The organism is Mycobacterium sp. NGS66 (genome assembly GCF_059812225.1).
Genome location: NZ_JCALCG010000006.1, coordinates 1 through 13,293 on the forward strand (window position 1 = coordinate 1; position 13,293 = coordinate 13,293).

General features: G+C 65.4%; 13 protein-coding genes. 5 read left to right on the forward strand and 8 right to left on the reverse strand.

The window, feature by feature from the left end:
- Positions 1 to 68 precede the first annotated feature (68 nt).
- The 3 genes from AC5Y2L_RS13385 to wrbA are packed head-to-tail and all read left to right on the forward strand — an operon-like array spanning position 69 to position 2,587.
- On the forward strand, positions 69 to 530 hold the full coding sequence (locus AC5Y2L_RS13385) for a DUF4262 domain-containing protein (RefSeq protein ID WP_499944076.1): 462 nt from the start codon (positions 69 to 71) through the stop codon (positions 528 to 530).
- Between the two features lie 24 nt (positions 531 to 554).
- Positions 555 to 1,991 (forward strand): phytoene desaturase family protein, encoded by a 1,437-nt coding sequence (locus AC5Y2L_RS13390; RefSeq protein ID WP_499936172.1) that lies wholly within the window; start codon positions 555 to 557, stop codon positions 1,989 to 1,991.
- Positions 1,988 to 2,587 (forward strand): NAD(P)H:quinone oxidoreductase, encoded by a 600-nt coding sequence (gene wrbA / locus AC5Y2L_RS13395; RefSeq protein WP_499936170.1) that lies wholly within the window; start codon positions 1,988 to 1,990, stop codon positions 2,585 to 2,587. Before AC5Y2L_RS13390 ends, wrbA begins: the two co-directional genes overlap by 4 nt.
- Before the next feature lie 68 nt (positions 2,588 to 2,655).
- Here the strand turns inward: wrbA and ilvC are convergent, their stop codons facing one another.
- Genes ilvC through AC5Y2L_RS13410 form a run of 3 tightly spaced genes read right to left on the reverse strand, consistent with a single transcriptional unit; the run spans position 2,656 to position 6,068 of the window.
- The gene (ilvC, locus tag AC5Y2L_RS13400; RefSeq protein ID WP_499936215.1) at positions 2,656 to 3,657 is read right to left on the reverse strand and encodes a ketol-acid reductoisomerase; all 1,002 of its coding nucleotides are present in this window, start codon (positions 3,655 to 3,657) and stop codon (positions 2,656 to 2,658) included.
- A 45-nt stretch (positions 3,658 to 3,702) separates the two neighbouring features.
- Entirely contained in the window at positions 3,703 to 4,209 is a 507-nt protein-coding gene (gene ilvN / locus AC5Y2L_RS13405) for an acetolactate synthase small subunit (RefSeq protein ID WP_499936168.1), read from the reverse strand.
- Complete coding sequence (locus tag AC5Y2L_RS13410) at positions 4,209 to 6,068, reverse strand: acetolactate synthase large subunit (protein WP_499936166.1); 1,860 nt, start codon at positions 6,066 to 6,068, stop codon at positions 4,209 to 4,211. The genes ilvN and AC5Y2L_RS13410 overlap by 1 nt, the downstream gene beginning before the upstream one ends.
- A gap of 300 nt (positions 6,069 to 6,368) precedes the next feature.
- On the opposite strand from AC5Y2L_RS13410, the gene AC5Y2L_RS13415 reads away from it, so the two are divergent.
- On the forward strand, positions 6,369 to 6,728 hold the full coding sequence (locus AC5Y2L_RS13415) for a PH domain-containing protein (RefSeq protein WP_499936213.1): 360 nt from the start codon (positions 6,369 to 6,371) through the stop codon (positions 6,726 to 6,728).
- Here AC5Y2L_RS13415 and AC5Y2L_RS13420 read toward each other — a convergent pair whose 3' ends face one another.
- Positions 6,729 to 7,568, reverse strand: coding sequence for a DoxX family protein (locus AC5Y2L_RS13420; RefSeq protein ID WP_499936164.1), 840 nt, complete (start codon positions 7,566 to 7,568; stop codon positions 6,729 to 6,731).
- A 205-nt stretch (positions 7,569 to 7,773) separates the two neighbouring features.
- Between AC5Y2L_RS13420 and AC5Y2L_RS13425 the strand changes: the two genes are divergently transcribed.
- On the forward strand, positions 7,774 to 8,895 hold the full coding sequence (locus AC5Y2L_RS13425; RefSeq protein WP_499936162.1) for a PQQ-dependent sugar dehydrogenase: 1,122 nt from the start codon (positions 7,774 to 7,776) through the stop codon (positions 8,893 to 8,895).
- A gap of 23 nt (positions 8,896 to 8,918) precedes the next feature.
- Here the strand turns inward: AC5Y2L_RS13425 and AC5Y2L_RS13430 are convergent, their stop codons facing one another.
- From AC5Y2L_RS13430 to AC5Y2L_RS13445, 4 genes are all read right to left on the reverse strand, one after another.
- Entirely contained in the window at positions 8,919 to 9,404 is a 486-nt protein-coding gene (locus AC5Y2L_RS13430) for a flavin reductase family protein (protein ID WP_499936161.1), read from the reverse strand.
- Between the two features lie 8 nt (positions 9,405 to 9,412).
- Positions 9,413 to 10,921: an Asp-tRNA(Asn)/Glu-tRNA(Gln) amidotransferase subunit GatB gene (gatB, locus tag AC5Y2L_RS13435; RefSeq protein ID WP_499936159.1), complete on the reverse strand. Its 1,509-nt coding sequence runs from the start codon at positions 10,919 to 10,921 to the stop codon at positions 9,413 to 9,415.
- 42 nt (positions 10,922 to 10,963) lie between these two features.
- On the reverse strand, positions 10,964 to 12,001 hold the full coding sequence (locus AC5Y2L_RS13440) for a MinD/ParA family ATP-binding protein (protein WP_499936158.1): 1,038 nt from the start codon (positions 11,999 to 12,001) through the stop codon (positions 10,964 to 10,966).
- 201 nt (positions 12,002 to 12,202) lie between these two features.
- On the reverse strand, positions 12,203 to 13,234 hold the full coding sequence (locus tag AC5Y2L_RS13445; RefSeq protein WP_067375885.1) for an ATP-dependent 6-phosphofructokinase: 1,032 nt from the start codon (positions 13,232 to 13,234) through the stop codon (positions 12,203 to 12,205).
- Between the last annotated feature and the right edge of the window lie 59 nt (positions 13,235 to 13,293).

The window sequence follows — 13,293 nt, forward strand, 5'->3', positions numbered from 1 at the left end:
GGGTTGTCGGTGCACGGGTGCATTGTGGCGGTAAGTGCGACGAAAGAAGGGACGGCACCATGTGCTGGATGTGCGATCACCCCGGGCGCACCGTTGGCGAGTGGCTCGCGGAGATTCAGAAAATAAAGTCAAAACACGGTTGGGCGGTGCAATACGTAGAGAGTGACCGGGCGCCCTACGCCTACACGGTCGGCCTGCACGAACAGGGGCTGCCCGAACTGTTGGTCACCGGCCTGCCGCCGCAGCCGACGGCCCGACTGCTCAACACAGTTGCCACGTATCTCATGGATGGCGGACGACCAGTGCCCGGCGAATGGATCTCGGTACCTGATGGGCCGATGCTGGCGGTCGTCCAGGTGGAGCACCCCGACGCGCATATGAACGTGGCGGTCGCGTTCTACGGCCCAGAGCTGCGCGCCCTGCAGCTGGTGTGGGCCGATGACAGTGGCCACCGGCCGTGGTGCCCGGAATTCCGCAACGGTGGGATCCGGCAACCGGTGCTCGGGATACGCCCCGACCTGACCGCGTAGCGAGCCGGTCCCTACCATCAGCGGGTGGACGTCACCGTCGTCGGCAGCGGACCCAACGGGCTCGCCACAGCCGTAATCTGCGCCCGTGCCGGACTGCAGGTTCAGGTGTTCGAAGCCCAGCCGACGTTTGGTGGCGGTGCCCGAACCGCCGCCGACGTCGAATTTCCCGGCGTCTCGCACGACATCTGTTCTGCGGTTCACCCATTGGCTTTGGCGTCACCGTTTTTCGCCGAGTTCGATCTGACCGCGCGGGGTGTACAGCTGACGGTGCCCGAGATTTCGTACGCCAACCCGTTGCCGGGCCGGCCGGCGGCAATCGCGTATCGGGATCTCGAGCGCACCTGCGCGGAGCTCGACGACGGCACGTCGTGGCGACGCTTTCTCGGCTCGTTGGTGACGAATTCGGAAGCCGTCGTCGCTTTCCTGCTCGGCGACAAGCGATCGGTGCCACCTGCACTTGCCACCGTCGTCCGACTGGGGCTGCGGATGGCGGCCCAGGGCACCCCGGCATGGGGAGCATTACCCGGCGATGATGCGCGTGCGTTGTTCACCGGCGTTGCCGCGCACGCGATTACACCGTTGCCGTCGCTGGCTTCCGCCGGCGCCGGGTTGATGCTGGCAACGCTTGCACATGCCGTCGGGTGGCCAATTCCGGCGGGCGGCACCCAGACGATCTCGGACGTGTTGATTGCCGACCTGCGTGCGCACGGCGGGGAGCTGACGAGCGGCGTAGAAGTAACCGAGCCGCCCGGTCCCCCGGGTTCAGTGGTCGTCTTCGATACCGCTCCGAACGCATTGTTGCGGATATACGGGGACGCGCTTCCCCTCCGGTACGCTAAAGCGTTGCGCCGCTATAGGTTTGGATCCGGCGTGAGCAAGGTAGACTTCGTGCTCAACGACGACATCCCGTGGTCGGACTCCCGGCTGCAACAGGCGGCGACGCTTCATCTCGGCGGCACCCGCGAACAGATGGCCCAAGCCGAGGCGGACATTGCGGCCGGCCGTCATGCCGACTGGCCGATGGTGCTTGCTGCCCTTCCGCACATCACCGACCCCGGCCGAATAGACAGCCAAGGCCGTCGCCCGTTCTGGACTTACGCGCATGTGCCCTCTGGTTCCCCGCTCGATGCCACCGAGACGGTGACCGGGGTGGTCGAGCGGTTCGCACCGGGGTTCCGCGACATCGTGGTGGCGGCGCGCGGCGTGCCCGCAGCGCGAATGTCTGAGCACAACGCCAACTACGTCGGCGGCGACATCGGGGTGGGCGGAAACAACGTCTGGCGCGCGGTCGCCGGGCCGACATTGCGGCTAAACCCTTGGAGCACACCGATTCCCAGGGTGTACCTGTGTTCTGCGGCCACCCCGCCCGGCGCCGGCGTGCACGGCATGTCCGGTTACTATGCCGCGCGTACGCTGCTGCGCCGCGAATTCGGCTTGGGAATGCCTAAACTGGCGCCGTGACGAAACTCGCGATCATCTATTACTCGGCCACCGGCCATAACACGTCGATGGCGAATCGCGTGGCTGCGGCAGCCGAAGCCGCCGGCGCCGAAGTCCGCGTGCGACACGTCGCCGAGACCCGCGACCCGGAATCCTTCGCACGCAACCCGGCGTGGACGGCGAACTACGAAGCCACCAAGGACTTGCCGGCGGCTACCGCAGAGGACATCGTCTGGGCCGATGCCGTAATCTTCGGCTCGCCAACGCGGTTCGGCTCCGTCGCCTCGCAGTTGCGCGACTTCCTCGACTCGCTGGGCGGGCTCTGGGCGGAAGGCAAACTGGCCGACAAGGTGTATGCGGCGTTCACGTCGTCCAACACGTTGCACGGTGGGCAGGAAACCACCCTGCTCACGTTGTACGTGACCCTGATGCATTTCGGCGGCATCATCGTGCCGCCGGGTTACACCGATCCGATCAAGTTCGTCGACGGGAATCCGTACGGAGCCAGCCTGGCCTCCACGCATGACAACATCAGCGAGTTCGACGACGCGACAGCCGACGCTCTCGACCATTTGGCCCGCCGGGTGGTGTCGGTCGCCGACCGACTCACCCGGTAGCGCGAACAGACGCAAAATCACCCAACACGCCGAAGAAATAGGGGATTTTGCGTCTGCTCGCCGGGAGTCTAGGCCGTTTCGGTGATCGGGCGGTCCACCCAGCTCATCAGGTCGCGCAGCTTCTTGCCGGTGACCTCGATGGGATGTTCGGCGTTCTCCTTGCGCAGCTGCTCGAGCTGCTTGTTGCCGCCCTCGACGTTGGCGACCAGCTTTTTGACGAAGCTGCCGTCCTGAATGTCACGCAGAATGGCGCGCATTCGCTCCTTCGTATCGGCGTCGATGACCCGCGGGCCGGACAGATAGCCGCCGAATTCCGCCGTATCCGAGACCGAGTAGTTCATCCGCGCGATGCCACCCTCGTACATCAGGTCGACGATCAGCTTCAGCTCGTGCAGCACTTCGAAGTACGCCATCTCTGGCGGATAACCCGCCTCTACCATCACGTCGAAACCGGCCTTCACCAATTCCTCTGTGCCACCGCATAATACGGCCTGCTCGCCGAACAAATCGGTTTCGGTCTCGTCCTTGAAGGTGGTCTTGATAACACCCGCGCGGGTGCCGCCGATGGCCTTGGCATAGGACAGCGCAAGCGCTTCACCGTTACCGGTCGGGTCCTGTTCGACGGCGATCAGGCAGGGCACACCCTTGCCGTCGACGAACTGGCGGCGCACCAGATGCCCCGGCCCCTTCGGCGCGACCATGGCGACCGTGACGTCGGAAGGCGGCTTGATCAGGCCGAAGTGGATGTTGAGGCCGTGACCGAAAAACAGTGCGTCACCGGCCTTCAGGTTGGGCTCGATGTCGTTCTTGAAGATGTCGGCCTGCGCGGTGTCGGGGGCCAGCAGCATGATCACGTCAGCCCACTTGGCGACCTCGGCGGGGGTGTCGACGTCCAGGCCCTGCTCCTCGACCTTGGGCCGCGACTTCGAACCCTCCTTGAGTCCGACGCGCACCTGCACGCCAGAGTCGCGCAGGCTCAACGAATGCGCATGCCCCTGACTGCCATATCCGATCACGCCGACCTTGCGGCCCTGGATGATCGACAGGTCCGCATCGTCGTCGTAGAACATCTCTAATGACACTGCTGTATCTCTCCTTGTTCTGTTAGAGGCTGATTACTTGGCTGTGCCAATGGCGCGCGGGCCGCGGGACAGCGCCACCATGCCGGATTGAGCGATTTCGCGGATGCCGAACGGCTCCAATACTCGCAGCAGGGCTTCGAGCTTGCCGCGATTGCCGGTCGCCTCGACCGTCAGCGATTCCGGGGACACATCAATCACGTTGGCGCGGAACAGGTTTACTGCTTCGATCACCTGGCTGCGGGTGCCCGCGTCGGCGCGCACCTTGATCAGCACCAGTTCGCGGGACACCGAGTTGTCGTCGTCCTGCTCGACGATCTTGATGACGTTGATCAGCTTGTTGAGCTGCTTGGTGATCTGCTCGAGCGGAGTCTCCTCGGCGGACACTACGATGGTCATCCGCGACATGTCCTTCTGCTCGGTGCCGCCAACCGCCAACGACTGGATGTTGAATCCGCGCCGCGAGAACAGCGCCGCAACCCGTGCGAGAACACCGGGCTTGTCTTCAACCAGCACCGACAGCGTGTGTGTCTTGGTGAGCATCAGGCGTGGCCTTCGGTGATGTCGTCGAACAGCGGGCGGATCCCCCGGGCGGCCTGGATCTCGTCGTTGCTGGTTCCGGCGGCCACCATCGGCCACACCTGTGCGTCGGCGCCGACGATGAAGTCGATCACCACCGGGCGGTCGTTGATCGCGCGGGCCTGGTTGATGACGTCGACGACGTCCTCTTCGCGCTCGCAGCGCAATCCGACACAGCCCAGCGCCTCGGCCAGTTTGACGAAGTCGGGAATGCGGTGCGAGTGCGTGGCGAGATCGGTCTGCGAGTAGCGCTCCTCATAGAACAGGCTCTGCCACTGGCGCACCATGCCCAGGTTGCCGTTGTTGATCAGCGCCACCTTGATCGGCGCGCCCTCGATCGCACAGGTGGCCAGCTCCTGGTTGGTCATCTGGAAGCAGCCGTCGCCGTCGATGGCCCAAACCTCGGCGTCTGGACGGGCCAGCTTGGCTCCCATGGCCGCCGGGATAGCGAACCCCATGGTGCCCAGCCCGCCGGAGTTCAGCCAGGTGCGCGGGTTCTCGTACTTGATGAACTGCGCCGCCCACATCTGGTGCTGGCCCACGCCGGCGACGTAGACGGCGTCGGGGCCAGCGATCTCACCCAGTTTCTCGATCACATACTCCGGGCTCAGGCTGCCGTCGCTTTGCGGGCCGTAGCTCAGCGGATAGGTGGCACGAACGCTCTCCAGATATGCCCGCCACTCGGTCATTTCGATGTTCCCGGGGGTGTCATAGTGCTGGAGCATCGCGATCAGATCGGTGATGACGGCCTTGACGTCGCCGACGATCGGCACGTCGGCGTGCCGGTTCTTGCCGATTTCGGCTGGGTCGATGTCGGCGTGGATGACCTTGGCCTCCGGCGCGAACGAGTCGAGCTTGCCGGTGACCCGGTCGTCGAATCGGGTGCCCAGCGCGATCAGCAGGTCGCTGCGCTGCAGCGCCGCCACCGCCGCCACGGTGCCGTGCATGCCGGGCATGCCCAGGTTTTGTCGATGGCTGTCGGGAAACGCCCCGCGCGCCATCAGCGTGGTCACCACCGGGATGCCGGTCAGTTCGGCCAGTTCGGCCAGCTGCTCGGTGGCCTCGCCTCGGATGACGCCACCGCCGACGTAGAGCACCGGTTTGCGGGCGGCGGCGATCAGCTTGGCGGCCTCCCGGATCTGCCGGCTGTGCGGCTTGGTGTTCGGCTTGTAGCCGGGCAGATCCATCCGGGGCGGCCAGCTGAACGTGCACTGGCCCTGCAGCACATCTTTGGGAATGTCGACGAGCACCGCGCCTGGACGACCGGTGGCCGCGATGTGAAAGGCCTCGGCGATGACGCGGGGAATCTCGTCGCCGGAGCGGACCAGGAAGTTGTGCTTGGTGATCGGCATCGTGATGCCCGAGATGTCGGCTTCCTGGAAGGCGTCGGTCCCGATCAGGCCACGCCCGACCTGGCCGGTGATGGCGACCACCGGCACCGAGTCCATCTGTGCGTCGGCCAGCGGGGTCACCAGGTTGGTGGCTCCGGGTCCCGAGGTCGCCATGCACACGCCGACCCGGCCGGTGACGTGGGCGTAGCCGCTGGCGGCGTGACCGGCGCCCTGCTCGTGACGCACCAGGACGTGGCGCAGCTTGCGCGAGTCGAACAGCGGGTCGTATACCGGCAGCACGGCACCGCCGGGGATGCCGAAGATGACGTCGACGTCGAGTTCCTCCAGCGACCGGACCACCGCCTGTGCACCGGTAAGTTGTTCGGGCCCAACATGTTTGGGTTGGGCCACAGCTTTGCCGGCCGGTTTGCCCTGGCCCGGTGCGCCATTGGCCCCCGGTGGCTGAGAGTGTGGCTTGGTCGGTGCGCTCACTGTCCTCTTTGTCCTCTTGGTCCTAATTTGTCTGGGAAGTCGCGTTGCCGGGCAACAAAAAACCCTCGCTGCTGAGCGAGGGTTGCGCGCTGGTGCTGGATCGCTTCAAATGCTGAAGTGCCGGTCAGACACCAACGCGCCGACCGAGTACTACGAGCATTCCGGGCTTTCCGGCGGTATCCATAGCGTCCGACGGTAGCCTTTGCACTGCTCAGCCGTCAAATCCGCGCCATCGGGAACGGCCCTCGAACCCACCTGGGCAATGAATGCAATGATGCGAAGGTGGTCGCTGAATCGCCGCTGGTGCTGAGGATTTCCCCGATAGCGCACCTGGCGGTCGGATTCTTCACCCTCGGCCTGATGATTCCGGTGCTGGCGTGGCCACCGAGCGCACCTCTGCTCGTCATTCCGGTGGTGTTGTCGACGTTGATCGTCCGGTTGCGCACCGTCGCCGACGAGCACGGCGTGACCGTCCGGAAAGTGCTGGGAGCCCAGACGGTGAGTTGGGACGACATCGAAGGGCTGCGCTTCAGCAAGGGATCCTGGGCGCGTGCCCGGCTCAAGAGTGGCGCGGAACTGCGATTACCCGCGGTCACTTTCTCCACGCTGCCGCAGTTGACGGAAGTCAGCTCGGGTCGGGTGCCCAACCCGTATGCGTGACTAGCCCATCGGGTTGACGCCCTTGAGCAGCACCCATACGGCGATACCGGCCCCGACGCCGGCCAACAGCGCCAAGAACGACCCGATGAAGGGCCGATGCGCCCAGCCCCTTCCGGCGTCCAGACCGTAGCGGCCAGGACCACACAAGATCACCGCGACCGCAATGACGATCAGCGTGATCTGGTATTCGTGCCCGTCCGGCAGGAAAAACGAGAAATTGTGCGAATGCGGCTTGGCGTAAACTCCGGCGAGCAAACCGTTGATCAGAAAAGCCAACGCCCCCGCTGCGGCCACCGGGGTGAACAAACCGAGGACCAGCAGCGCGCCCGAGACGATCTCACCGCCGGCACCCACGTACGCCAGGATGTCGGCGTGGTGGTAGCCCACGTCCGACAGTGAGCTCTTGAACCCGGTTACTCCTTGACCGCCCCACCAGCCGAACAACCGCTGCAGTCCGTGGGCCCCCAACACCGCTCCCAGCCCCACACGCAGGATCAGCAGTCCGAGATGCTGGGTGCCGCGACGACCCAGATCGCCGTGGCGATCGTCATCCGCGTCGGAATCGACTGCGGCCGGCTCCGCGGCCGGTATGCCCGCCGGCTGCGGCGGATTGAATGCGTACGGCAGCGGCTCGGGCGAGTCGATCAGGTTATGCGTGTATCCAGGATTACTCGCCTGGTAGGCCGGCAGTCCGGTGGTGGTTCCGAATTCGTCTGGATAGCCGACCGGCGTCAGGTCATCCTCGGGGTCGACCAGACTTGCCGAGGCAGGGCGTCCGGGCAGTGGTTCCGGGACATCACCCGGCCGCCGCCAACTCGAGTCATGCGTTTGACTGGTCACCCGTGCCAGGGTAAGGGCAATTCGTCCGGAATCTGGGATTTGAACGGCGCTTTCACCAGACATTTCACCGGTTTGCTCAGCGACGGCTTCCGGCCGGCGCAAAAGGGGCCCGCCGACGCGCGTCCGGTGACGGAATCGTCGATTCCACGGGCGACCCACCCGGGTATGTGGCGGCGGCGTCCGCAAAGTCCGTAGCCTGTCGGTCATGCGGATACGGCGGTCGGCTCGACGTGCGCTCGCCGCGCTGTGTGCGGCGGCGCTGGTGTCGAGTGGGTGCGCGCGGTTCAACGACGCGCAGTCGCAGCCGTTCACCACGAATCCGGCGCTCAAGCCGCAGCCCAGCTCGTCGCCTCCCCCGCCACCGCCGCTGCCCCCCACGCCATTCCCGAAGGCCTGCCCGGCGCCGGGCGTCATGCAGGGCTGCCTGGAGAGCACCAGCGGCCTGATCATGGGCATCGACAGCAAAACCGCGCTGGTAGCCGAGCGGATCACCGGCGCGATCAAGGAAATCTCCCTGAGCGCCGAGCCGAAGGTGAAGATGGTCATCCCGGTCGACCCGGCCGGGGATGGCGGATTGATGGACATTGTGCGGTCGCCGACCTACAAGCAGGACCGGCTGATGTACGCCTACATCAGCACGCCGACCGACAACCGGGTCATCCGCATTGCGGACGGCGATATCCCCAAGGACATCCTGACCGGGATCCCCAAAGGCGCCACCGGCAACACCGGCGCGTTGATCTTCACCAGCCCCACCACGCTGGTGGTGCTGACCGGCGACGCCGGCAACCCGGCGCAGGCCGCCGACCCCGGGTCCCTGGCGGGCAAGGTACTGCGCATCGAGCAGCCGACCACCGTCGGTCAGGCCCCCCCGACGACGGCGCTCTCGGGGGTCGGTTCCGGCGGTGGCCTGTGCATAGACCCCGTGGACGGCTCGCTGTACGTGCTCGACCGGACTCGCACCGCGGACCGGTTGCAGCGCATCACCAAGAAGTCCGAGGTGTCGACGGTGTGGACGTGGCCGGACAAGCCGGGCGTGGCCGGCTGTGCGGCCATGGACGGGGTGGTGCTGGTCAACCTGATCAACACGAAGCTGACGGTGGCGGTCCGGATGGCAAAGTCGACCGGCGCGGTCACCGGCGAGCCCGACGTCGTCCGCAAGGAGACCCATGGACACGCCTGGGCGTTGAAGATGTCGCCGGACGGAAACGTCTGGGGCGCGACGATCAACAAGACCGCCGGGGACGCCGAAAAGCTCGACGACGTGGTGTTCCCGCTGTTCCCGTCCGGCGGCGGCTTCCCACGCGCCAACGACGACAAGACGTAGCCCGTCGGCGCCCGTCGGCGCCCTTAGGCCTGGTGGCCGGGTTCGATGTCGCCGACGTCGGAGAGACAGAGCAGATCTTCGGAGCCCTCGGCGATCCAGGCATCGAGCGGCTCCAACAAGTAGCCGACATGATCGCCGAAGTCGATGCGATCCAGTGTCTTGCCGACGAACCAGGCGATCGCGTCTTGCAGGATCGGCATGCCGTGCGGACCGGCGTGCCACGAGCAGCGCTCGAACTTGTCGATCCGGTCGCCGGTTTGCCCGCCGAATAGTTCGGCCAGGTCGTGCTGCTGCCGCGAGAGCACATGCACCGCCAGATACCCGGATCTGCTTGCCACGCTGCCGGTGTGGTTGGTCTTGGACATGCCGACCAGGAACCTCTGGGGATCGATGCTGGCCTGGGTGGCGAAGCCCACCAGGCAACCCGATGGGTGTCCGTCGGCCTGCGTCGTGACCACGAACATGGGGTAGTCCAGCATCGACATCAACTCGTCGAACCGATCACCCATGGTTGCAATCAGCCCTGGCCGCAGGCGGCCAAGACGAGTTCGCGTACCCGGGCCGCATCGGCCTGTCCGCGGGTGGCCTTCATCACGGCGCCGACGATCGCGCCCGCCGCGGCCACCTTTCCGCCGCGAATCTTTTCCGCCACATCGGGATTGGCCGCCAGCGCCTCGTCGACAGCGGCCTGCGTCAGCGAGTCGTCGCGTACCAGTTCGAGGCCACGGGCGCTCATCACCTCTTCGGGATCGCCCTCACCGGCCAGTACGCCCGCCACGACCTCGCGCGCCAGCTTGTTGGACAGCTTGCCCTTGTCGACGAGTGCCACCACCTGGGCGACCTGCGCCGGCGTGATGGCCAATTCGTCGAGTCCCACGCCGGCCTCGTTCGCCTTCTGCACCAGGAAGTTTCCCCACCAGGCCCGCGCCGCTTCGCTGGAGGCTCCGTGCTTGACGGTGGCGGTGACCAATTCGACCGCGCCGGCGTTGACCAGATCACGCATCACCTCGTCGGAGACGCCCCAGTCCTGCTGAATCCGCTTGCGGCTCAACCACGGCAGCTCGGGAATGGTTTGGCGCAGCTGCTCGACGAGCTCACGGCTCGGGGCGATTGGCTCCAGATCCGGTTCGGGGAAATACCGATAGTCCTGCGCGGTCTCCTTGGTGCGACCGGGGCTGGTGTAGCCGGCCTCGTGGAAGTGCCTGGTCTCCTGGGTGACGATGCCACCGGAGCTGAGCACGGCTGCCTGGCGCTGCATTTCGTACCGCACGGCAACCTCGACGCTTTTCAGTGAATTGACGTTCTTGGTCTCCGTCCGTGTTCCGAATTCCGTTGCACCGCTTGGCTTGAGCGAGACGTTGGCATCGCAACGCATCGACCCCTGGTCCATGCGAACGTCGGAAACATCCAGCGCGCGCAACAGGTCCCGCAAAGCCGTCACGTAGGCGCGGGCGATCTGCGGCGCGCGTTCTCCGGCCCCCACAATGGGTTTGGTGACGATCTCGATCAGCGGGACGCCGGCGCGGTTGTAGTCGATCAAGGACGCGGTGGCGCCTTCGATCCGGCCAGTCGCGCTGCCCAGATGCGTCAGCTTGCCGGTGTCTTCTTCCATGTGCGCCCGCTCGATTTCCACCCGCCACGTGGTGCCGTCCTCCAGCGGTGCGTCGAGGTAGCCGTTGATGGCGATCGGCTCGTCGTATTGGGAGATCTGATAGTTCTTCGGCATGTCGGGATAGAAGTAGTTCTTCCGCGCGAAGCGGCACCACGGCACGATCTCGCAGTTCAGCGCCAATCCGATGCGGATCGCAGACTCGACGGCGGCCCGGTTTAGCACCGGCAGCGAACCCGGCAGACCGAGGCACACCGGGCAGACCTGAGTGTTGGGCTCAGCGCCGAAAGTGGTGGAGCAGCCGCAGAACATCTTGGTCAGGGTGGACAACTCGACGTGCACTTCGAGTCCGAGCACCGGGTCGAAGCGTGCGACGACCTCGTCGTAGTCCAGTAGTTCCGCCCGCGTAACCGTCATGCGCACGATCCTAAACGGGCGCGGCTTGGCCGGGCGAAGCGCTCAGCGGCCAGGAAACATATCGGCCAGTGCGGCAGCCAACTCCAGGTAGCTGCGCCTGCTCTGCTTGCTCATCCGGTCGAGCCCGATCTCTCTGCCCTCATGCACATGCCGGTCGAACGGCAGCACCACGGTGGCGGCGACCTGAGCGGACAATCCCTCGAGTTCCTTGGCGGCCAAAGGGTCCAGCCGGCCGGGCTCGACGTGGTTGAGGGCAAGTACGGACGATTGCAGCAGTCGCTGATATCCGTTGTTGCACAACCACTCCAGTGTGGTTCTGGTTTTCCGAATAGCGTCCATGGCAGCGCTTGTCACTACCACCAGCGCCCGCGATTCCGGTAAGACCGCTTCCATCACAGTGGAATTCAGCGCCTTGACGCAGTCCACCAGAATGACCGAATAGTGGGCACGCAGGATCGAAAACGTCTTGACCACGTCGCGGCGCTCCGGTCGCCAATCGGTGTGCGCATAGTCGGGCAGGCCAAGCACTTCCAGGCCGAACGTATTCATGTAGGTGTGTGCCCGCACGTCGCTGTACCGCGTCGCCGCGGCGTCGGCGAGCAGGTCGGGCAGGGTGCGGGCACTACGACGGCCGTGTCGCGCGACCAGATCCCCCGCGTCGAGGTCGAGAGCAATTATCCGGTCGTTGCGTACGTCGGCGAAGGTCGAGCCGAGTGCCTCGACCACAGTGGTCTTACCGACGCCACCCTTGAGGCCCAAAACGGCGATCGGAACTGCGGTTCTTACCCCTGTTCGGATGCGTTCCCGCAGGCCACGCTCGTAGATCTCGTCTTTGCCCGGACCGAGATCAATGTGGGTAAGGCGGTAGACCAAATCCCGCCAGCTGAATCTGTCTTGGTCGTCGTGTCGCAGGTCAGGCCAGTCAAGCGCGGTTCCGCCGGGTGTGCGTTCGTTGTCGGCTGCCGCGGGCGCCGGCCCGATTCGGGACGGCGGGACTGGAACCGGAAACCATGGCGGTGCGGGCTGCTGCCGACGCCATAGCCCACGGGGCAACGTAGCGACGTCCGATTCGGGCTTCACCCGCCAACTGCGTGCGGACGGCCTCTTATCCCGCGGATCGGTCGGCTTCACGGACCGATCCGTCGGCTGAACGACTCGGCGAGAATCGCTCATGGTCGGGGGAATAGCCGATTTGCGGCCACAGAAAACCCCTATCCGGTACATATGGCGAAATTGTTGATGACAAGAAGGTTATTGCGCGCGAGCACAATACGGTCCGGTTCAGCCGAAGAAGGCGGCCGCGTCGTCGTAGCGGCTCTGCGGCACCAGCTTGAGTTGGCGCACCGCATCGGCCAGAGGCACCCGGCCGATGTCTTGCCCGCGCAGCGACACCATTTGGCCGTACTCGCCGGCATGGGCGGCGTCGGCGGCGTTGACCCCGAACCGAGTCGCCAGCACCCGGTCGTAAGCGGTCGGGGTGCCCCCGCGCTGGACGTGACCCAACACGGTCACCCGGACGTCTTTGTTGATCCGTTTCTCCACCTCGGCACCCAGTTGAGCCGCCACTCCGGTGAAACGCTCATGGCCGAATTCGTCAATTCCGCCTTCCCGCAACTGAATTGAGCCGGCAACGGGTTTGGCACCCTCGGCCACCACGCAGATGAAATGCGAGTCCCCGCGCTGGAAACGCCGTTTTACGAGCCGGCACACTTCCTCGATGTCGAAGGGCTGCTCGGGGATCAGCGTCATGTGAGCCCCGGACGCCAGCCCGGAGTTCAGCGCGATCCAGCCGGCGTGCCGGCCCATCACCTCCACCAGCATCACCCGCTGATGGGATTCCGCGGTGCTGTGCAACCTGTCGATGGCGTCGGTGGCCACCGTGAGAGCGGTGTCATGGCCGAAAGTCACGTCGGTGCAGTCGATGTCGTTGTCGATCGTCTTGGGCACACCGACCACCGGAACGTTTTCTTCGGAAAGCCAGTGCGCGGCGGTCAGCGTTCCTTCGCCGCCGATCGGGATGAGCACATCGATGCCGTTGTCGTCCAGGGTCTGCTTGATCTGGTTCAGCCCGGCCCGCAGTTTGTCCGGATGGACTCGAGCGGTGCCCAGCATGGTTCCGCCTTTGGCCAGCAGCCGGTCGTTGCGGTCGTCGTTGCGCAGCTGCATACGACGGTTCTCCAGCAAGCCCCGCCAGCCGTCCTGGAACCCGACCACCGACGAGCCGTACCGGGAATCGCAAGTGCGCACCACCGCACGGATGACGGCGTTGAGGCCGGGGCAGTCGCCGCCTCCGGTGAGAATTCCGATCCGCATGTCCTCATCTTGCCCTGTGCCCACTCAGTGGCGCGAGCAGACGCAAAATCCCCATAAAC